At 67.2% G+C, this 19,953-nt stretch carries 22 protein-coding genes, 1 tRNA gene and 1 pseudogene; 16 read left to right on the top strand and 8 right to left on the bottom strand.

Going from position 1 to position 19,953, the window contains the following annotated elements; all coding sequences use genetic code 11:
- Positions 1-43: 43 nt before the first annotated feature.
- From rpmF to AADZ55_RS18755, 5 genes and pseudogenes are all read left to right on the top strand, one after another.
- Complete coding sequence (gene rpmF / locus AADZ55_RS18775) at positions 44-217, top strand: 50S ribosomal protein L32 (RefSeq protein ID WP_085325035.1); 174 nt, start codon at positions 44-46, stop codon at positions 215-217.
- Positions 218-406: 189 nt separating this feature from the next.
- Entirely contained in the window at positions 407-1,093 is a 687-nt protein-coding gene (mprA, locus tag AADZ55_RS18770) for a two-component system response regulator MprA (protein WP_085325102.1), read from the top strand.
- On the top strand, positions 1,093-2,643 hold the full coding sequence (locus AADZ55_RS18765; RefSeq protein ID WP_085325036.1) for a HAMP domain-containing sensor histidine kinase: 1,551 nt from the start codon (positions 1,093-1,095) through the stop codon (positions 2,641-2,643). Before mprA ends, AADZ55_RS18765 begins: the two co-directional genes overlap by 1 nt.
- 14 nt (positions 2,644-2,657) lie before the next feature.
- A pseudogene (locus AADZ55_RS18760) lies at positions 2,658-4,104 on the top strand (S1C family serine protease).
- On the top strand, positions 4,104-4,649 hold the full coding sequence (locus AADZ55_RS18755) for a MogA/MoaB family molybdenum cofactor biosynthesis protein (protein ID WP_085325039.1): 546 nt from the start codon (positions 4,104-4,106) through the stop codon (positions 4,647-4,649). The pseudogene AADZ55_RS18760 and the gene AADZ55_RS18755 overlap by 1 nt, the downstream one beginning before the upstream one ends.
- A 51-nt stretch (positions 4,650-4,700) precedes the next feature.
- Here the strand turns inward: AADZ55_RS18755 and mscL are convergent, their stop codons facing one another.
- From mscL to AADZ55_RS18735, 4 genes are all read right to left on the bottom strand, one after another.
- Positions 4,701-5,153, bottom strand: coding sequence for a large-conductance mechanosensitive channel protein MscL (mscL, locus tag AADZ55_RS18750; RefSeq protein ID WP_085325040.1), 453 nt, complete (start codon positions 5,151-5,153; stop codon positions 4,701-4,703).
- Between the two features lie 127 nt (positions 5,154-5,280).
- Positions 5,281-5,949: an SAF domain-containing protein gene (locus AADZ55_RS18745; protein ID WP_085325041.1), complete on the bottom strand. Its 669-nt coding sequence runs from the start codon at positions 5,947-5,949 to the stop codon at positions 5,281-5,283.
- Between the two features lie 71 nt (positions 5,950-6,020).
- Positions 6,021-6,335 (bottom strand): FmdB family zinc ribbon protein, encoded by a 315-nt coding sequence (locus AADZ55_RS18740; RefSeq protein ID WP_085325042.1) that lies wholly within the window; start codon positions 6,333-6,335, stop codon positions 6,021-6,023.
- 73 nt (positions 6,336-6,408) lie between these two features.
- The gene (locus AADZ55_RS18735; RefSeq protein WP_085325103.1) at positions 6,409-7,002 is read right to left on the bottom strand and encodes a 5-formyltetrahydrofolate cyclo-ligase; all 594 of its coding nucleotides are present in this window, start codon (positions 7,000-7,002) and stop codon (positions 6,409-6,411) included.
- A gap of 245 nt (positions 7,003-7,247) precedes the next feature.
- Between AADZ55_RS18735 and AADZ55_RS18730 the strand changes: the two genes are divergently transcribed.
- From AADZ55_RS18730 to AADZ55_RS18710, 5 genes are all read left to right on the top strand, one after another.
- A complete protein-coding gene (locus tag AADZ55_RS18730) occupies positions 7,248-8,168 on the top strand; it encodes a UTP--glucose-1-phosphate uridylyltransferase (RefSeq protein ID WP_085325043.1) in 921 nt (306 codons plus the stop codon).
- A gap of 112 nt (positions 8,169-8,280) precedes the next feature.
- Positions 8,281-9,561, top strand: a complete 1,281-nt coding sequence (glp, locus tag AADZ55_RS18725) for a gephyrin-like molybdotransferase Glp (protein ID WP_085325044.1) — start codon at positions 8,281-8,283, stop codon at positions 9,559-9,561.
- Between the two features lie 21 nt (positions 9,562-9,582).
- Entirely contained in the window at positions 9,583-10,236 is a 654-nt protein-coding gene (locus AADZ55_RS18720) for a GNAT family N-acetyltransferase (protein ID WP_085325045.1), read from the top strand.
- Positions 10,237-10,466: 230 nt separating this feature from the next.
- Complete coding sequence (gene glpR / locus AADZ55_RS18715; protein WP_085325046.1) at positions 10,467-11,552, top strand: gephyrin-like molybdotransferase receptor GlpR; 1,086 nt, start codon at positions 10,467-10,469, stop codon at positions 11,550-11,552.
- A 51-nt stretch (positions 11,553-11,603) separates the two neighbouring features.
- Positions 11,604-11,676 (top strand) — tRNA-Ala (locus AADZ55_RS18710).
- A gap of 38 nt (positions 11,677-11,714) precedes the next feature.
- Here the strand turns inward: AADZ55_RS18710 and AADZ55_RS18705 are convergent.
- Positions 11,715-12,254, bottom strand: a complete 540-nt coding sequence (locus AADZ55_RS18705) for a TetR/AcrR family transcriptional regulator (protein WP_085325047.1) — start codon at positions 12,252-12,254, stop codon at positions 11,715-11,717.
- Positions 12,255-12,441: 187 nt separating this feature from the next.
- Here AADZ55_RS18705 and AADZ55_RS18700 point away from each other — a divergent pair, with 187 nt between their 5' ends.
- Positions 12,442-13,683 (top strand): cytochrome P450, encoded by a 1,242-nt coding sequence (locus AADZ55_RS18700; protein ID WP_085325048.1) that lies wholly within the window; start codon positions 12,442-12,444, stop codon positions 13,681-13,683.
- Positions 13,684-13,700: 17 nt separating this feature from the next.
- Here AADZ55_RS18700 and AADZ55_RS18695 read toward each other — a convergent pair whose 3' ends face one another.
- Positions 13,701-14,243, bottom strand: a complete 543-nt coding sequence (locus tag AADZ55_RS18695; RefSeq protein ID WP_085325049.1) for a hypothetical protein — start codon at positions 14,241-14,243, stop codon at positions 13,701-13,703.
- Positions 14,244-14,443: 200 nt separating this feature from the next.
- Here AADZ55_RS18695 and AADZ55_RS18690 point away from each other — a divergent pair, with 200 nt between their 5' ends.
- Positions 14,444-14,695, top strand: a complete 252-nt coding sequence (locus tag AADZ55_RS18690) for a hypothetical protein (protein WP_085325050.1) — start codon at positions 14,444-14,446, stop codon at positions 14,693-14,695.
- A gap of 17 nt (positions 14,696-14,712) precedes the next feature.
- On the opposite strand, the gene AADZ55_RS18685 is transcribed toward AADZ55_RS18690, so the two are convergent.
- Positions 14,713-15,459, bottom strand: coding sequence for a class I SAM-dependent methyltransferase (locus tag AADZ55_RS18685; RefSeq protein WP_085325051.1), 747 nt, complete (start codon positions 15,457-15,459; stop codon positions 14,713-14,715).
- Between the two features lie 101 nt (positions 15,460-15,560).
- Here AADZ55_RS18685 and AADZ55_RS18680 point away from each other — a divergent pair, with 101 nt between their 5' ends.
- From AADZ55_RS18680 to AADZ55_RS18670, 3 genes are all read left to right on the top strand, one after another.
- Positions 15,561-16,553, top strand: a complete 993-nt coding sequence (locus tag AADZ55_RS18680; RefSeq protein ID WP_085325052.1) for a GNAT family N-acetyltransferase — start codon at positions 15,561-15,563, stop codon at positions 16,551-16,553.
- Positions 16,554-16,636: 83 nt separating this feature from the next.
- Entirely contained in the window at positions 16,637-17,329 is a 693-nt protein-coding gene (locus AADZ55_RS18675; RefSeq protein WP_085325053.1) for a DUF5642 family protein, read from the top strand.
- 27 nt (positions 17,330-17,356) lie between these two features.
- Positions 17,357-18,016 carry a DUF5642 family protein gene (locus AADZ55_RS18670; protein ID WP_085325054.1) on the top strand — a complete coding sequence of 220 codons (660 nt, stop codon included), beginning with the start codon at positions 17,357-17,359 and terminating at the stop codon, positions 18,014-18,016.
- Between the two features lie 4 nt (positions 18,017-18,020).
- Here AADZ55_RS18670 and AADZ55_RS18665 read toward each other — a convergent pair whose 3' ends face one another.
- The gene (locus tag AADZ55_RS18665; protein WP_207569081.1) at positions 18,021-18,629 is read right to left on the bottom strand and encodes an alpha-ketoglutarate-dependent dioxygenase AlkB; all 609 of its coding nucleotides are present in this window, start codon (positions 18,627-18,629) and stop codon (positions 18,021-18,023) included.
- A gap of 81 nt (positions 18,630-18,710) precedes the next feature.
- Between AADZ55_RS18665 and arcA the strand changes: the two genes are divergently transcribed.
- Positions 18,711-19,919 carry an arginine deiminase gene (gene arcA, locus AADZ55_RS18660; RefSeq protein WP_085325055.1) on the top strand — a complete coding sequence of 403 codons (1,209 nt, stop codon included), beginning with the start codon at positions 18,711-18,713 and terminating at the stop codon, positions 19,917-19,919.
- Positions 19,920-19,953 lie beyond the last annotated feature (34 nt).

Here is a 19,953-nt window from a genome sequence, read left to right as displayed (position 1 = left end):
GCATGTCCGACCGGAAGCCCCAATCGAGGAGTAAGGCCCCACCATGGCCACACCCAAGCGCAGGATGTCGCGCGCGAATACCCGAAGCCGGCGCTCGCAGTGGAAGGCCGCCCCGGCCGAGCTCGTCGGGGTGACGGTCGCAGGTCAGCAGCACAAAGTGCCCCGCCGGCTGCTCAAGGCCGCTCGCCTCGGTCTGATCGATCTCGACCGGCGCTGACCCGATCGCCCGACTCCTCGGCCGGGTAGCGGTGTCGGTGCGGGTGCTTACACACGCGATCGTAGGCCCGCTCATTTCAGAGACCGATGTGGCGGATGTGACAACGGGTCGCGACCCGCGTTGCCCGCGGGGGCAAACAACGGCGCGCCTCTCAGGTCGCTCTCAGGCGTGAGGGCGAAACTGGTGGCCGTGCGAATACTTGTCGTCGACGACGATCGTGCGGTGCGCGAGTCGCTGCGCAGGTCGCTTTCCTTCAATGGCTACTCGGTCGAACTGGCCCACGACGGGGTGGAGGCCCTCGAGATGATTGCCAGCGATCGGCCCGATGCGCTCGTTCTGGACGTGATGATGCCGCGGCTGGACGGCTTGGAGGTGTGCCGTCAGCTCCGCAGCACCGGCGACGACTTGCCCATCCTGGTACTGACCGCCCGCGACTCGGTCTCCGAGCGGGTCGCCGGCCTCGATGCGGGCGCCGACGACTACCTGCCGAAGCCGTTCGCCCTCGAAGAGTTGTTGGCGCGGATGCGGGCGCTGTTGCGCCGCACCAAACCCGACGACGCCGCCGACTCGGTAGCCATGATGTTCTCCGACCTGACCCTGGACCCGGTAACCCGCGAAGTCACCCGCGGGCAGCGCCGGATCAGCCTGACCCGCACCGAATTCGCATTGCTGGAGATGCTGATCGCCAATCCGCGGCGAGTGCTTACCCGCAGCCGCATTCTCGAGGAGGTGTGGGGATTTGACTTTCCCACCTCGGGCAATGCGCTGGAAGTCTACGTTGGGTACCTACGTCGCAAGACCGAGGCCGACGGTGAGCCGCGGCTGATTCACACCGTGCGCGGGGTGGGTTACGTGCTACGCGAGACGCCGCCCTGATGTTCGGATTCCGCCGGCCTGGCCGGATGGGCCGCGCACCGTTACGAGCCACTAGCTCGTTGTCGCTGCGGTGGCGAGTAATGCTGCTGGCAATGTCCATGGTGGCGATGGTTGTCGTGCTGATGTCGTTCGCCGTCTATGCGGTGATCTCGGCGGCGCTCTACAGCGACATCGACAACCAGCTGCAGAGTCGGGCGCAGCTGCTGATCGCCAGTGGTTCGCTGGCGGCCGACCCGGGCAAGGCGATCGAGGGGACCGCCTATTCGGATGTCAACGCGATGCTAGTGAATCCGGGCCGGTCGATCTACACCGCCCAGCAGCCGGGCCAGACGCTGCCGGTGGGTGCGGCCGAGAAGGCGGTGATCCGCGGCGAGTTGTTCATGTCGCGGCGCACCGCTGCCGACCAACGGGTGCTCGCCATCCATCTGCCCAACGGCAGTTCGTTGCTGATCTCCAAGAGTCTCAAGCCCACCGAAGCGGTCATGACCAAGCTGCGTTGGGTGCTATTGATCGTCGGTGGGATCGGGGTGGTGGTCGCCGCGGTGGCCGGGGGGATGGTCACCCGAGCCGGGCTGCGGCCGGTGGGCCGCCTCACCGAGGCGGCGGAGCGGGTGGCGCGAACCGACGACCTGCGGCCCATCCCCGTCTTCGGCAGTGACGAATTGGCTAGGCTCACAGAGGCATTCAACTTGATGCTGCGGGCGCTGGCCGAATCACGGGAACGGCAGGCAAGGCTGGTCACCGACGCCGGACACGAATTGCGTACCCCGTTGACGTCGTTACGCACCAACGTGGAGCTGCTGATGGCCTCGATGGCCCCCGGGGCTCCGCGGCTACCGGAGCAGGAGATGGTCGATCTGCGTGCCGATGTGCTGGCGCAGATCGAGGAGTTGTCGACATTGGTAGGCGATTTGGTGGACCTCACCCGTGGCGACGCCGGCGAAGTGGTGCACGAGCCGGTCGACATGGCTGACGTCATCGACCGCAGCCTGGAGCGAGTCAGGCGGCGGCGCAACGATATCCACTTCGATGTCGCGGTGAGTCCGTGGCAAGTCTACGGCGATGCCGCCGGATTGTCGCGGATGGCGCTGAACCTGATGGACAACGCGGCGAAGTGGAGCCCGCCGGGCGGCCACGTGGGTGTGCGGCTACGCCGGCTCGACCCGTCGCACGCTGAGCTGGTGGTTTCCGACCGCGGCCCGGGCATTCCGCCGCAGGAGCGCCGGCTGGTGTTCGAACGGTTCTACCGGTCGGCGTCGGCACGGGCGTTGCCGGGTTCGGGTTTGGGGTTGGCGATCGTCAAACAGGTGGTGCTCAACCACGGGGGGTCGCTGCGCGTCGAAGACACCGATCCGGGTGGTCAGCCGCCGGGCACATCGATTTACGTGCTGCTCCCCGGCCGTGCGATGCCGACTCCGCCGCACCCGACCGGCCCCGCCGATGCGACGGCCGATTATCCGACCGACCCGGTCGGCAGGGCCACCGCGGAGAACTCTCGGGGTTCGGCGAACGTTATCTCAGTGGAATCTCAGTCCGCGCGCGCAAGGTAGTTGTGCAGTTACTGTTGAAAAGTCAGCCCAAGGTAGTGGGCTCAGTAGAGGAAGAGCAAACCTAGCGACATGACGAATCACCCGAGGTATTCGCCACCGCCGCAGCAGCCGGGATATCGCGCCGCGCCTGGCCAGCCTGTGCCCCTGCCTAGTCATGCGGGAACCCCAGCCTATGCCCAGGGGCAGCAGCAAACGTACAACCAGCAGTTCGACTGGCGCTACCGACAGCCCCAGCCGTCCCAGCCCCCCCAGTACCGTCAGCCCTACGAGGGGTTGGCCGGCACCGGGACGGGTCCGATACCCACAATGCTTCCGCCGATGACGCCCCCTCCCGCGGTGAATCGCCAACGCCCGCCTCGCGCAGGCATGTTGGCCATTGGTGCGCTGACGATAGCGGTGGTGTCCGCCGGTATCGGTGGCGCGGCGGCGTCGCTTGTCGAGTTCAATCGGCTACCCGCGGGCGGCAGCGGCGGTCCGGTGGCGGCGAGCGCGGCGCCAAGCGTCCCCGCGGCAAACATGCCTCCGGGCTCCGTCGAACAGGTGGCCGCCAAGGTGGTGCCCAGCGTCGTGATGCTTGAGACCGATCTGGGCCGCCAGTCGGAGGAGGGCTCCGGCATCATCCTGTCCGCCGACGGGCTGATCTTGACCAACAACCACGTGATCGCCGCGGCCGCCAAACCACCGGCCGGCGGTCCGCCGCCGAAAACGACGGTGACCTTCTCCGACGGCCGGACCGCTCCATTCACGGTGGTTGGCGCCGACCCCACCAGTGATATCGCCGTCGTCCGGGTTCAAGGTGTCTCCGGGCTCACCCCGATTTCCATGGGTTCCTCATCGGACCTGCGGGTCGGCCAGCCGGTGCTGGCAATCGGGTCGCCGCTCGGTTTGGAGGGCACCGTGACCACGGGCATCGTCAGCGCACTCAACCGCCCGGTATCGACGACCGGCGAGGCAGGCAACCAGAACACCGTGCTAGACGCCATTCAGACCGACGCCGCGATCAATCCCGGTAACTCCGGCGGCGCGCTGGTCAACATGAACGGTCAACTCGTGGGAGTCAACTCGGCGATTGCCACCCTGGGCGCGGACTCAGCCGACGCGCAGAGCGGCTCGATCGGCCTTGGTTTTGCGATTCCGGTCGACCAGGCCAAGCGCATCGCTGACGAGTTGATCAGCACCGGCAAGGCGTCGCATGCCTCGCTGGGCGTGCAGGTGACCAACGACAAAGACACCCCGGGCGCCAAGGTCGTCGAGGTGGTGGCCGGCGGCGCAGCCGCGAACGCCGGAGTGCCCAAGGGCGTCGTTGTCACCAAAGTCGACGACCGCCCGATCAACAGCGCCGATGCGTTGGTCGCCGCCGTGCGGTCCAAGTCGCCGGGCGCCAAGGTGTCGCTGACCTTCCAGGATCCCTCGGGTGGTACCCGCACAGTGGAAGTCACGCTCGGCAAGGCGGAGCAGTGATGAAGGTCGATGGGCAGTGGTCAGACCCCGGATATACGGTTGCACCCATGGAACAGCGTGCGGAGTTGGTAGTCGGCCGGGCACTTGTCGTCGTCGTGGACGACCGCACCGCGCATGGAGATGAAGACCACAGCGGGCCGCTTGTCACCGAGCTGCTCACCGAGGCGGGGTTCGTCGTCGACGGCGTGGTGGCGGTGTCGGCCGACGAGGTCGAGATCCGAAACGCGCTGAACACCGCGGTGATCGGCGGGGTGGACCTGGTGGTGTCGGTCGGCGGTACGGGAGTGACGCCGCGCGATGTCACCCCAGAAGCCACCCGCGACATTCTGGACCGCGAAATCCTCGGCATCGCCGAGGCGATCCGCGGCTCCGGCCTGTCGGCCGGGATCATCGACGCCGGACTGTCCCGCGGCCTGGCGGGTGTGTCCGGCAGCACGTTGGTGGTCAATCTCGCCGGTTCCCGCTATGCGGTGCGCGATGGCATGGCGACGCTGAATCCGCTGGCGGCCCAGATCATCGGGCAGTTGTCGAGCCTGGAGATCTAGATCACCGAGCGTCGGGTAGCGCGCGGTCGACCGACCGTCGAATGACCGTCGTCAGGTGTCCGCCCGGGGGCCGTGATTCGGGGCGGGCGTCGCTGCGGCTTGACCGCCATGCCGGCCGGGCGGGCCCTCGTCGGGTTGGGCGAGCAAGTCGCGGATATCGGTGAGGAGGACGACTTGGGCGTCGTCCGCCTGCTCGACCTCCCCCTTCTTGCGCAGCGTGTTGTAGGGCAACACGACCAGGAAGTACACCACGAACGCGATCAGGAAGAAATTGATCGCCGCCGACAGCAAGACGTTCAAGTCGATGGTCTGACCACCGCCGATGCCGATCCGCAAGATGCCGACATCGGACTCTTTGTTGACGCCGATCCGGTTGATCAGCGGCGTGATGATGCTGTCCGTGAACTTGGTGACCAACGCGGTAAATGCTGTGCCGATCACCACCGCGACGGCCAGGTCGACGATGTTGCCCCGCGCGAGAAACTCCTTGAACCCCTTGAGCATGCGATGTCCTTTCTAATGTGGGCATCTGCCGATCCCAGAACTGGAACCCAAGAAAAAAACTAGCTCAGCCGGACGCTCGCGCACCACGCCGTTGGTGTGCTTACGCGTTCCTGATGGGGCTGGGCGGTCAGTGCAGGGTGAGGGTCACCGTCTGACCCAGCGCCGCACTGGCCACCGCATTTGCCACCCGGGCTGGCAGCGCCACCAAGACCACCCGGTCCTGGTCGGCTGCCTGGACCCGTTGCTGGGACGAGACCAGAACCACGATGGCGTCGCTGGCCAGAACCCGGGAAGCTGCCGGCGCCTCGGTTACCGGCGCGGCCAGCACGTCGACGACATCGCCAACCCGAACAAGGTCGACCAGAGCGCTGTCGGCCAGATGTAGCGGCACGATGCGGCCGCCGGGGCCGACTGTCGACCCGGCCAACCGGCTCCCCAGCAAGCGCATGTCGGTGAGCACCTCGCCACGGCGTGTCGGGCTGGCCAGCGTGGCACCGACTACTGCGCCCAGCTCGGCTTGTGCCCCGTCGGGAAGGGTTGTGACCGAGCGCTTTTCCAGCCGGACATCGCCGGCGGTCAGTGCGGCACCGGGCCGTAGGTCATGGGCGGCCACCACCACCTCGGCCAGATCACCGTCTGGATCGGACCGCAGCGCCGCAACGCCGGCCAGCACTACCAGCCCGCCTGCGGCGACCCGCCGTGCCCGCATGGTCCGGGTCCAGTCCGGGCGCACAAAAGTCGATATCAGCGTCCATATCCGGCCGAACGGGCTCGGATTCAGTGATGACTCCGTCACGCCGCAAACGCTAGGCGCAGCACGCTACCGGCGGTGCCGGTCAGCGATATCCCTGTGGATAACCCCGCAACTCAGACAGCTGCGGCGGAGGTTGGGGAGCTGGACGACTTCTCTGCAGACCCGGACGCCTTGCTCTCACTGGAGCCCGAACTCGGTGTCGACTCGCTGGTCGAAGAACCATTGGTCGAGCTCTTGGCCTTCTTGCCGGACTCGCGGCTGTCGGTGCGGTAAAACCCGCTGCCCTTGAACACCACGCCGACGGCGTTGAACAGCTTGCGCAGCCGGCCGGAGCATTGCTCGCACGTGGTCAGCGCGTCGTCGGTGAAGGCCTGCACAACATCGAAGCGGTTGGCGCACTGGGTGCACTCGTAGCTGTAGGTCGGCACAAGAACCTCCGGAAATGTCAGTCGGCGTTAGCACTCTACCGTCTCAAGTGCTAGAACCGCTACGTGAGCTTTGTCATTCCCGGCAAGGTAGGCTGCTAAGCCCGCGCTCCGGGGTGAGCGCATGGGTCATTGGTATGTCGTGCGGCTCCGCCGGCAACGCATCGACCAGTTCGGCAGTGCGCACCACCGCGATCAGCTGAGCCTGCGGGTCCCGGCACCGCAGCGAGCGGTCGTAGAAGCCGCGGCCCCGGCCCAGCCGCACGCCCCGCCGGTCGACGGCCAACGCCGGCACAAGCACCAGGTTGGCCTCCGCCACCGCCGCTTCCGGCAGCCAGGGTTCGGGCGGCTCGAGCAAACCCCAGCGTGCCCGCGCGAGTCCACCGGTGCGGTACTCGCCCCAGCGCAACGGCAACGGAACGTCATTACCGGTGGTGCGCGCCACCGGCAACAGCACTCGTCCGGCGCGGAGCAGCAACACGTCCAGCATCTCTATCGACCCCGGCTCGGTGCCCACCGGCACATACGCGCAGACGGTGCTGTCGCTGGTCACCACGCGGTTCAGGTGATCACGCAACATCCTGGCCTCGGCGGCGCGAATGTCGTCGGTAACGCGACGGCGGGCTGCCAGCAGCTGTTCGCGCAACGCGGCTTTGCTCGCGGTGACCATGTCGTCAACCATGACAGCTCCCGCCATCCCGCCGCCACACCGACTGGCAATCTCGCCCGACGACGGGGAGCGCCGGGGCGGCGCGAGCGAGAAGTCGGGCAATCGGAACTCGCCCGACGACGGGGAGCGCCGGGACGGCGCGAGCGAGAAGTCGGGCAATCGGAACTCGCCCGACGACGGGGAGCGCCGGGACGGCGCGAGCGAGAAGTCGGGCAATCGGAACAACGCAGGTTATCGTGTGAACGATGTCACGCCCAGAAGTACTGACGCCTTGCACGGCAATCGTCCCGGCGGCCGGCCTGGGCACCCGTTTTCTGCCGGCCACCAAGACGGTGCCGAAGGAGTTGTTGCCCGTCGTCGACACTCCCGGCATCGAGCTGGTGGCCGCCGAGGCGGCCGCGGCCGGTGCCGAACGACTGGTGATCGTCACCTCCGAGGGTAAGGACGGCGTCGTCGCGCATTTCGTGGAAGACCTGGTGCTGGAGGGCACGCTTGAGGCGCGGGGCAAGATCGCCATGCTGGCCAAGGTGCGCCGCGCCCCCGGGTTGATCAAGGTCGAATCCGTTGTGCAGGCCGAGCCGCTGGGGCTGGGACACGCCATCGGCTGCGTGGAGCCGACGCTGGCGCCCGACGAGGACGCGGTCGCGGTGCTGCTGCCAGACGACTTGGTGCTGCCGACCGGCGTGCTGGAGACGATGTCGAAGGTGCGGGCCAGCACGGGCGGCACGGTGCTGTGCGCCATCGAGGTGGCTCTTGACGAGATCAGCGCATACGGGGTTTTTGATGTCGAGCCGGTCCACGATGGTGAGTGGGCGAATGATCCGAATGTGCTGAAGGTCAAGGGCATGGTCGAAAAGCCCAAGGCCGAAAACGCGCCGTCGAGGTACGCGGCGGCCGGCCGCTACGTGCTGGACCGTGCCATCTTCGACGCGTTACGCCGCATTGACCGGGGCGCCGGGGGCGAGGTGCAGCTCACCGATGCGATCGCGCTACTGATTGCCGAAGGCCATCCCGTCCACGTCGTCGTCCACCAAGGATCCCGACACGACCTGGGAAATCCCGGCGGGTACCTCAAGGCTGCGGTTGACTTTGCATTGGATCGTGACGACTACGGCCCGGATTTGCGGCGATGGTTGGTGGCGCGATTGGGTCTGACCGAGCAATAGCCGGGCGACGATACGGCACGGACGGTCCGGGGCGGGGGATGCCCGCCCCAAGGGGTGAGCCGGGCGCTCGGGCCCAATTTGCCCCACCTGGCTCGACGGAAAGGCGCGCGCTGTGCGTTCGGTGGAGGAGCAGCAGAGCCGGATATCGGCCGCCGCGGTAGCCCCAAGGCCGATACGCGTTGCGATCGCCGAGGCACAGGGATTGATGTGCGCCGAAGAAGTGGTCACTGAACACCCAATGCCCGGTTTCGATCAGGCCGCGATCGACGGTTACGCGGTGCGCAGTGTTGACGTTGCCGGTGTCGGTGACGCGGGTGGTACCGAAGTCTTTGCCGATGACGGCGATGTCGACGCTCGCGAGGTGCTGACCCTGCCGGTGACGGGGACCATCGAAGCCGGAGCGCGCACACTCAGCAGGCTGCAGCCCCGCCAGGCGGTCCGGGTGCAGACCGGCGCCCCGCTTCCGACGCTGGCCGACGCGGTCCTGCCGTTGCGGTGGACCGATGGCGGAATGTCTCGCGTGCGGGTGCTGCGCGGCGCGCCGTCCGGCGCCTATGTGCGGCGCGCGGGTGACGATGTGCAGCCGGGCGATGTCGCGGTGCGGGCCGGGACGATCATCGGCGCGGCCCAGGTGGGGCTGCTGGCGGCGGTGGGCCGCGAACGGGTGCTGGTGCACCCGCGTCCACGGCTGTCGGTCATGGCGGTGGGTGGCGAGCTGGTCGATATCGCGCGCACCCCGGGCAACGGGCAGGTGTACGACGTCAATTCCTATGCGTTGGCCGCGGCGGGCCGGGATGCCGGCGCGGAGGTGAACCGGGTCGGCATCGTCAGCAACGACCCGAAGGAACTGGGCGAAGCGGTCGAGGGTCAGATCAGCCGGGCTGAGATTGTGGTGATCGCCGGCGGGGTCGGCGGTGCGGCGGCAGAGGCGGTACGGTCGGTGCTGTCCGAGCTGGGCGAGATGGAGGTCGTTCGCATCGCCATGCACCCGGGATCCGTGCAGGGCTTCGGACAGCTCGGCCGCGATGGCGTTCCGACTTTTCTGCTGCCGGCAAATCCGGTCAGCGCCCTGGTGGTCTTCGAGGTGATGGTCCGGCCGCTGATCCGGCTGTCACTGGGTCGGCGGCAGCCGATGCGCCGGATCGTCCAGGCCCGCACGCTGTCGCCGATCACCTCGGTGGCCGGGCGCAAGGGCTACCTGCGCGGCCAGCTGATGCGTGATCAGGACAGCGGTGAGTACCTGGTTCAGGCGTTGGGCGGAGCGCCGGGGGCGTCATCGCACCTACTCGCGACGCTTGCCGAGGCCAACTGTCTGGTCGTGGTTCCAACCGGTGCCGAGCAAATCCGTACCGGCGAGATCGTCGACGTCGCCTTCCTGGCTCAGCACGGCTGATCCGAACCGCGGCAAACTCTCGTGAACCTGTGGCGTTCGGATTCCCGGCATCCCGGCTGGCCGACGGCCGTTGGGCCGCTGCGGGTCTCGGCGGGCGTGATCCGGTTGCGGCCGGTGCGGATGCGCGATGGTGCGCACTGGAGCCGGATCCGGTTGGCCGACCGCGCACATCTCGAACCGTGGGAGCCCAGCACCGACGGCGATTGGACCATCCGGCACACGATTGCCGCGTGGCCGGCGGTGTGTTCGAGTCTGCGTTCGGAGGCTCGCAGGGGCCGGATGCTGCCGTATGTGATCGAGCTGAACGGACGGTTCTGCGGTCAGTTGACCATCGGCAACGTCATCCATGGGGCGTTGCGATCGGCCTGGATCGGCTACTGGGTACCAAGCACGGCTACCGGCGCGGGGGTGGCCACCGGAGCATTGGCGCTGGGTCTTGACCACTGCTTCGGCCCGGTCATGTTGCACCGCGTGGAGGCCACCGTGCGTCCGGAGAATACGGCCAGCCGCGCCGTGCTGGCAAAGGTCGGGTTCCGCGAAGAGGGGCTGTTGCGCCGGTACCTTGAGGTGGACCGGGTCTGGCGGGACCACCTGCTGATGGCCATCACCGCCGAAGAGGTCTACGGGTCGGTGGCGTCGACCCTGGTCCGCGGCGGGCACGCCAGCTGGCCGTAGCGGCGCGGTGTGCGCCGAGATGGCCGCCATGGGTTGTTATTGGTGTCCTGATCACGACCACCGCGGCTATCCCGACGCAACCAAAATGTGGCTGGCGCGACACGTGTGACGTGTGGTGCTTGTGGGAGTGGAATTACAGGTGTGTAATTGCGGTGGTCGCTTAGACGACCCGGCCGCGCTGGCCAACGATGGGGCCTCGCGGGGATCGGAACCGAAGAGAGCAGGTCATCATGCCAAGCATCCCGCAATCGTTGTTGTGGATCTCGCTCGTGGTGCTCTGGCTGTTCGTGCTGGTGCCCATGCTGATCAGCAAACGTGATGCGGTAAGGCGCACCAGCGATGTCGCGCTCGCGACCCGGGTGCTCAACGGTGGCGCGGGTGCACGCCTGCTCAAGCGCGGCGGTCCCGCCGCGGGGCATCGCAGCGACCCGGACTGGAAGCCGGAGGAGGAGTGGCGGGACGACGCGGTCGACGAAGAGGAGTTCACCGACGTCGAGCAAGACCCCGAGCAGGGCTTCGAGGAGGACGCCGAGCCTGACAACGACGAGGATGACGAGGTGCGCCGTCGGGGCGCGGTCGTCGTGACGGTTGCCGCCCCCCACGCCACCGGCGCCGACGAGCCGGACTACCTGGACGTCGACGTGGTCGACGAAGACTCTGGGGCCCTTCCGGCGGGAGCCAGTGCCCGCGCCGGGAAGCCCGCGCTGCCGACGGTCGACGACCCCGCCGACGACGCCGATCCGGAGGTCGATCGCCTGGAGCCGGCCGACGACGAATACGAATACGAATACGTCGAGGACACTTGCGGTTTGGAAGTCGCGGAGGACGACTCCGCGGACATCCACGAGGCGCCACCGAGGGTCGCGCACGGCAGGTCGCGGCGGCGCCGGTTCGACACCAAGACCGCCGCCGCGGTCACTGCCCGCAAATACGCCTTCCGCAAGCGCGTGTTGATAGCGATGGCGGTGATGCTGATCGGCTCGGCCACCGCGGCCTTCGAAGTGACGCCGGCCGCGTGGTGGATCTGCGGTAGTGCCACCGGGATGACGGTGCTCTACCTGGCGTATCTGCGCCGGCAAACCCGCATCGAGGAGAAAGTGCGGCGGCGCCGGATGCAGCGGATGGCGCGGGCGCGGCTTGGTGTGGAGAACACCCGGGACCGCGACTACGACCTGGTGCCGTCGCGGCTGCGCCGTCCCGGCGCGGTGGTTCTCGAGATCGACGACGAGGACCCGATCTTTTCGCACCTGGACTACGCAATGCCGTCGCGGGGCTACGGCTGGCCTCGCGACCTGCCGCGGGCCGTGGGCCAGTAGCGCGCGCGGTTCGGCCATTACCCGTTGCGGCTGGTAGCCTGCTAGCGGTCAGGGGCTATGGCGCAGTTGGTAGCGCGACTCGTTCGCATCGAGTAGGTCGGGAGTTCGAATCTCCCTAGCTCCACGCAGTTTGAGCAGGTTGCAACCCCTGCAACCGTGGCCTCAGCTGAATGCCGGCGCGACGAACCGCCGCAAGATTTCTTGTTCGGCCTCTGTGTTGCCGATCGGCAGGTAGGCCAGCGACATCACCACATGGACGATCCAGCGCGCCGCCTGCGGATCGTCGTCGGTCAGTCCGCTGAGTTCGGCGGCGAGGCGGCTCAGCACGGGTGACGAGTGCAGTTCGCTGAGCTCGGGTGCGGTGACCGCACCCATCATCAGTCGCCGCATGGGGTCGGACCTGATCTGCTCGAGCGCCACCGTGATTGCCGTCATGACCCGCTCGCAGCCACCCATGCCCGCGACCGCGCGCCCAACGGTGTCGATGATGCCCGCTGCGATGCGCATCAGAACGGCATCCCGGAGCTGCGCTTTGCCGCCCACGTGGCGGTAGATGGTTGCGCGCGAACAATGCACGCGCGCCGCCAAGGTGTCGATATCGAGGGCGTCCAGCCCGTCGCGGACCACCAGATCGGTGGCGGCGGCGTAGATGCGATCCGCCGCCGCCGCTCGGCGGTCATCGATCCAATCGTTTCGAACCACCCGACGTGCTCCTTGTTCCGCTTTCGATCTATCATCGCAATTTTGCGACACAATGCTCTCAACATCTCACGATTTGGCCAGGTGTAGCGGGCACCCATGAGACGACGGCAACCTTGACCACCGACGGGCGGTATCAACCTGCGCCGAGTCGTTGACATCGCCGGTCGCCGCAGCTCAGCGTGGAGAAATGACGCAACTGGATGGTGGCCTCGGCATCGCGCTGTTCCACGATGCCTACCTGCAAGACCCGTATCCGCTCTACCAGCGCATGCAATCGGCCGGGCATGTCCACCGGATCGGTGATTCGCAGTTCTATGCGGTGTGCAGTTGGGACGCGGTCACCGAGGCCCTCGGACGTTGCGACGACTTCTCCTCGAACCTCACCGCGACCATGATGTACCAGCCGGAGGGCACGGTGACGCCGTTCGTGATGGGGGAACTCGGCGGACCGACCCAGGCGTTGGCGACCGCTGACGATCCCGCGCACGCGGCGCACCGGAAGGCGCTGCTGCCGCAATTGGCGGCGAAACGCATCCTCGCCTTTGAGCCATTCATCGCTGAGACCGCCGCGCGGATCTGGGACGCCTCGATGCGCGACGGACGCATCGAGTGGATGAGCGCGATGGCGAATCGGCTGCCGATGATGATCGTCGGGAGGATCATCGGCGTTCCCGACGACGACATCGACACGCTCATCCGTTGGGGATACGCCGCCACCCAAGTGGTCGAGGGACTCGTCACGCAAGATCAGCTGGATGCCGCGGGCATCGCGGTGTTGGAACTCGGCGGTTACATCACCGACCAGTTCCAACGGGCCGTGGCCAGACCGCAAGACAACCTGCTCGGCGACCTTGCCATGGCATGCGCGTCCGGTGAGTTGGACGACGCGACCGCCCTGGTCATGATGATCACGCTGTTCAGTGCCGGCGGCGAGTCCACCGCCTCGTTGATCGGTTCCGCCGCCTGGGTTTTGGCGACCCAGCCCCACATTCAGCGGCAACTGCGCGACCGACCGGAACTGCTCGGTGTGTTCGTTGAGGAAGTGCTGCGCTACGAACCGCCATTTCGCGGTCACTACCGCCACGTCGTCAACGACACCACGCTGTGCGGGGTCGACCTTGAAGCCGGTTCGCGGCTGCTGTTGCTGTGGGGCGCGGCTAACCGAGACCCAGCGCACTTCGACGATCCCGGACACTTTCGACTGGACCGATCCGCCGGCAAGGGGCACATCACCTTCGGCAAAGGCCCACACTTCTGCGTCGGAGCCGCGCTCGCCCGGTTGGAGGCGAGGATCGTGCTCGGTCAACTCCTCGAACGCACCCGTGACCTCAAAGCCGCCGATGTCGGGCGGTGGCTCCCGAGCCTGCTGGTGCGACGCCTCGAGCGCCTACAACTCGCTACCACGCCCCCGGATTTGGGCGTGGTCTGACCCCCGGTGCGCGACCGTCAGGCGCGTATACCCGAGCCGAGCGAAAACAAGGCCGGCGCCAAGGGTTTGGTGGCGTAGGTGCGCGCGCCCGACGATACGGTCAGCACGATCCGTCGTGGTTGACCATCGACGCCTTCGGCAACGTCTGCGAAGCGCTGCGCCTGGTGCAGCGTGGTGCTGAAAACCGCGCTCCCGCCAGGCGGAATGTCGTGCGGAACCGCAGTGCCGCCAATCGCGTCCGCGACGGGTACCAGGGACGCACCGCCGGGGTCAGCGCGGATTGCCCACCCACCGACATGGAAGGATGCCCGCCCCGTGTTGACCACCTTGACGCCGACGATGAGATGGCCGGGCGGGAGTTGACCCGCGGCGTTGAGCAGAGACTCCCGCACGTCGCTGCTCGCGTCGGTAGCCACCAGCCCGTCGGGCGTATACAGACCGATTACGGCCGTCAGTTTCGGTCGGTCGCCGCGCAACCGCACCGCGATCATCTGCCAGGTGAGGGACAGCGCCGCGAGCACCGTGGCGACCACGCCGAGTACGAATGCGGCGATGGTCACCGCGTGTCGCCCAACTTGTCGACCATGACGGTCAACGCTACCCGTGGGTGCGGCCCGCGCAATGCCCGGGAGGACGTATGGCGCTGTGCCGAAGGCGATCCCGCGCGAAGCCTGATGAAGATCAAAATTTCGGCTGAGCATTCGCTAAGACACCGTTGCGGCGCCGGATTTTGTCACCGCCGCCCCCTAGTGTCGGGAGCATGAGCACCAAGTACTACCTGCAGAAGGTACCCGTCGAATCCGTCCAGCCGGGCTTCTCGTTGGCCATTCGAACGGGCGGCGACTATCGCCATTTCCAGGTCGACTGCACGCAGATGTGGCAGCGGAGCGGTCAGCCGGTGATGATCAAGCTCGTGTCGGAGCCCATCAATGGTGGCGAGCCGCGGGTCTTGGAATATGAAGCGGGAACGCCGGTAATCCGGCTCCTCGGCGTGTGCGAGGCCGCCTCGTAGTGCGTGGCGGGTGCTCGCTAGCCGGGCTTAGCGGCGGCGACGAACTGCAAGGCGCGCTGTGTCTGCTGCTCGACGTCGGCCAGCCCGGCCGACGAGAACAGGTCGACGAAGGCGTGCCGGTCGAACATTGTGAGCCCGATCGTGCGTGCGGCAATGTTCACGGCGTAGCGGATCGGAGGTTCTTGCCCGGCATAGCTGGTGAGGATCGCGATCCGGCCACCCGGCCGCAGCACCCGCACCATCTCGCGGGCGATCCGGAACGGCTCGGGCATCAGATACAACGCGCCGAAACAGCAGACGGCATCGAATGTTTCGTCGCCGAATGGCAACATGCGGGCGTCACCACGGACATAACACGTTCGCGGCCCGCGGTTGTCCAGCGCGGCCCGAGTCAGCATCGGCGCAGAAATGTCGAACCCGACCGCAAGACCCCCGTCCGGTAACTGCCGGGACAACGGCTCGGTGAAATTGCCGGGCCCACAACCGATATCGAGCAACGTGTGGGCACCGCCGAGCCGTAGGGCCACCGCCGCGCGGCGCTGCTCGGCTCCGGTGGTGACACCGCTGGCAAGGTAGAAGGAAGTCGGTCGCCATAGCCGTTCGTACACGGTGGCGACGAACCGGCTGTTCATCGCGCGCTGCGCGAACGTCGGAACCGGAGAACTTGTCGATTCGCCCAACACGTCGAGGAAGCCGTGCCGCAGCGCGGCGCCGGTGGTCAGCAGACCGCGGGTCAACTCGGTCGGATCCTGGCTCGTGTTCATGGGGTCCGCTTTCGTGTTCTTGCCGCAGTGGCAGCTTACGTCATAGCCTGAGTCGGATCAGACCGCGAACTGGGCCTGGTGTCGCGGCGGATTGCAGGGGGATGGCCGAATTGACCGGCGCGCGAGTCGTAGATCTAGCGGGAATGGACATCTTCGAGGGATGCCCGGCCGAGGACTTGGTGTCGCTGGCGGCCGGCCTGGTACCGCTGCGGGCCGCTGCCGGCCAAGTGCTGATGCGGCAGGGCGAGCAACCCGTTTCCTTTCTGCTGATCACGTCGGGTAGCGCCGAGGTCAGCCATGTTGGCCACGACGGTGTAGCGATCGTCGAGCGGGTGCTGCCCGGCGTGATCGTCGGCGAGGTCGCGTTGCTTCGCGACATCCCACGAACCGCAACGGTCACCGCCATCGAGGGGCTGACCGGCTGGATCGGTGACAGCGACGCCTTCGCCACGATGGTGCACATCCCCGGGGTCATGGAGCGGCTGCTGCGCACAGCCCGACAGCGTCTCGCCGCTTTTGTCACGCCGATTCCGGTGCGGCTTCGGGACGGGACCCAACTGCTGCTGCGCCCGGTGCTGCCCGGTGACCGCGAGCGGACCGTGCACGGACACGTCCATTTCTCCGCCGAGACGCTGTATCGGCGGTTCATGTCGGCCCGTGCTCCCAGCAAGGCGTTGATGCGCTACCTGGCCGAGGTCGACTACGTCGATCACTTCGTCTGGGTGGTGACCGACGGAGACGACCCCGTGGCGGACGCGCGCTTTGTTCGAGACGAAAACGATCCAACGGTCGCCGAGATCGCGTTCACGGTCGCCGACGCATATCAGGGCAGGGGGATCGGAAGCTTTCTGATCGGTGCGCTGTCGGTCGCCGCGCGGGTCGACGGCGTCGAAAGGTTTTCCGCGCGGATGCTTTCCGGCAATCTGTCGATGCGCACCATCATGGACCGCTACGGTTCGGTGTGGCAGCGCGAGGACGTCGGCGTCATCACCACCGTGATCGATGTACCGGGCGGCCGTGACTTGGGTTTCGGACACGAGATGGCAGACCGGATCAGGCGGGTGGCCCGGCAGGTGATCGACGCCGTCGGCTGACGCCGCAATTCGGCCGACGGTTCGATTGCGTGCGGAGGCCGCGCCTGCGCGGAAATCGAGATCTGTCGTGATAGGAACGCCGCATGCGGCCGTTCTGTATTGGCCCGGTGGCGATCCTCATGGTGCTGCTAGCGGCCGCATGCGCTGCGCCGACCCCGCCCATGCTGGCGCCCGCTGCGCCGTCGCCGTCAGCTCAAGCGGGCGCGGTAAACCCGGCCAATATCAAGAGGATCGGTCGAGAGCTGCCGCCAGGCTATGAGGTGACCGGCGTCCCCAGCGCAGCCTCACCCAGGGTGGTCTGGGGTCTCGGCGCGGATCCGGCGGATGTCGCAGCCAAGCCGCCGCAATGCCTGACACTCGCCGACCCGGGTGATGGACGTGACCCGTCGGCGCAGGGCGTTTCCGCGTCCGGTGCGGGCGGCATCGTCGACGCGGTGGTCGTCGCCGTGCGGTCGGGCCCGGTTGGCCTGGACAGCAACATCGTTGCGGCCTGCGGGCGGTGGACCCTCACGGCCGGGCCCGCCACGGCCAGCGTGAGTCTTGGCGACGCCCCCCGCATCGACGGCGCGGAAACTCTGGGCATGGTGGCCGACGTCGCGACGTCGGTCGAGTCCGGAACCGAAATCGGTTCGCGGGTATACACATTCATCGCCTATCTGGACGATCACTACGCCTTTACCACCCTGACCACCGATCCCGGGTCGGTGGCGCCGCCGCTGGCATCGCAGTTCGCGGCCGATCTGCTGGTCAAAACGGTGTCGACGTTACGCAGCTGAGCGCGTGGGTTGGGTAGATTGGCCACGATGCGCAAGGTGGTACTGGCAGTCGGATCGGTGTGCTGGCTGGTCGGCTGCTCATCGGGTGCCAACTCCGCAGCGCCCCCGACTGGCGACATCGCCAAGGTGGCCGACGTGAAGTCGGGCTTTGGCCCCGACTTCAAGGTCACCGATATCGCTGTCAGGGCCATCGATCCCCAGTTCTTCTCCGCCCGCAAACTGCCCGACGGGCTGAGTTTTGATCCGGCGAACTGCGCGAAGATGGCGGCGGGCCCTGAGCTGCCAACGGGGTTGCAGGGCAACATGGCCGCCGTCTCCGCCGAGGGCAAGGGCAACCGGTTCGTGGTCATCGCGGTGGAGACTTCCGAGCCGCTGCCGGGCCGCGATCCCGGGAAGGACTGCCGCAAGGTGACATTTGCCGGGACCCAGCTGCGGGGCGGCATCGAGGTGGTCGAGGCGCCGCACATCGACGGGACGCAGACGCTGGGCGTGCATCGGGTGTTGCAGGCGATGGTCGGCGGGGCGGCGCGCACCGGCGAACTTTACGACTACTCCGCTCGGTTCGGCGACTACCAGGTGATCGTCATCGCCAATCCGCTGGTGATCCCCGGACAGCCGGTTGCCCGGGTCGACACGCAACGCGCCCGGGACCTGCTCGTGCAGGCGGTGGCCGCGGTCCGCGGTTGACCGGCTAGCGAACGTCGCGCGGCCGGAACTGGATGCTGACCCGCGGACCCGCGGGTGCAGCCGTCTTGGGCACCGAATGCTCCCACGTGCGTTGACACGACCCGCCCATCACCAGCAGATCGCCGTGCGCCAGCGGCAGTCGCAACGAAGGACCGCCGCCACGCGGCCGCAGCGCGAAGACGCGGGTGGCGCCCAGGCTGACGATTGCCACCATGGTGTCCTCGGTGTTGCCGCGACCAACGGTGTCGCCATGCCAGGCGACGCTGTCGGAGCCGTCGCGGTAGTAACACAGCCCGGCGGTGGTGAAGGGCTCACCCATTTCGCCGCCGTAGATGTCGTTGAGCCGCCGGCGTATCCGCGCGAGCTGAGGATGCGGCGGATCTTCGACGGTCAGGTCGTGAAAACTCACGAGTCGCGGCACGTCGACCACCCGGTCGTACATCTGCCGGCGCTCGGCGCGCCACGGCACCATGGACAGCAGCGCATCCAGCAGCTCTGCCCCGCCCGATGGTTCGCCGGTCAGCCAGCCCGAGCGGATGTCGACAAAGGCTCCGTCGCCGAGCTGTCTTCGCTCGTTGTGCTCGAACAGCGAGCCCTGAACCGCGATCGCCACGCCCCTGAGTTTATCGCACACCAGTTCGATGAGGCGGTGCACGATGCGAAGGTTGGGGCCGGCGCGGCTACGGTTTGAGCTGTGGGTGTCGAATTGGGGTCCAATTCCGAGGTTGGCGCGCTACGAGTCGTCATTCTGCACCGCCCGGGAGCCGAACTGCGTCGGCTAACGCCGCGAAATAGTGACCAGCTGCTGTTCGACGGGCTGCCCTGGGTATCCCGCGCGCAGGAGGAGCATGACGAGTTCGCCGAGCTGCTGCGATCCCGCGGGGTGCAAGTGCTGTTGCTGTCCGACCTGCTGACTGAGGCGCTGCACCACAGCGGGGCGGCCCGCGTGCAGGGCATCGCGTCTGCCGTCGACACGCCGCGGCTCGGACTGCCGCTGGCGCAGGAGCTTTCGGCCCACCTGCGTGGCCTTGACCCGGTCAGGCTGGCTCATGTGCTGACCGCCGGCATGACGTTCGACGAGCTTCCCGCGGACACCCGCACCGCGGTGTCGTTGGTGCTGCGCATGCACCATGGCGGGGATTTCGTCATTGAGCCGTTGCCGAACCTGGTGTTCACCCGCGACTCGTCGATATGGATCGGGCCGCGATTCGTGATTCCATCGCTGGCGCTGCGAGCGCGGGTCCGTGAAGCGTCGTTGACCGACCTCATCTACGCCCATCACCCGCGGTTCACCGGTGTGCGGCGTGCCTACGAATCGCGCACCGCTCCGGTTGAGGGTGGCGACGTGCTGTTGCTCGCCCCGGGGGTGGTCGCTGTCGGGGTAGGCGAGCGGACCACGCCGGCGGGTGCGGAAGCGTTGGCGCGCAGCCTTTTTGACGATGATCTCGCACACACTGTGCTGGCCGTGCCGATCGCCCAGCAGCGCGCGCAGATGCATCTGGACACGGTGTGCACGATGGTCGACACCGATACGGTGGTGATGTACGCCAACGTTGTCGACAGGCTAGAGGCGTTCACGATCCTGCGCACGCCCGACGGCGTGACGATCAGCGATGCGGCCCCTTTTCCGGACGCAGCGGCCAAGGCGATGGGGATCGACAAGCTGCGCGTCATACACACCGGGTTGGACCCCGTCATCGCCGAACGCGAACAGTGGGACGATGGCAACAACACTTTGGCGCTAGCGCCCGGTGTCGTCGTCGCCTATGAGCGCAACGTACAGACCAACGCCCACCTGCAGGACGCGGGTATCGAAGTGCTCACCATCGCGGGCTCCGAACTGGGCACGGGCCGGGGCGGGCCGCGCTGTATGTCGTGTCCGGCCGCGCGCGATCCGCTCTAGCTCGCGCGTCAAGGTGAGCGACCGCTACACCGCC

The organism is Mycobacterium decipiens (genome assembly GCF_963853665.1).
In the GTDB taxonomy this organism is placed as follows: domain Bacteria; phylum Actinomycetota; class Actinomycetes; order Mycobacteriales; family Mycobacteriaceae; genus Mycobacterium; species Mycobacterium decipiens.
Note: the sequence above shows the minus strand (reverse complement) of the source record. Positions and strands in the feature narration are given on the sequence as shown.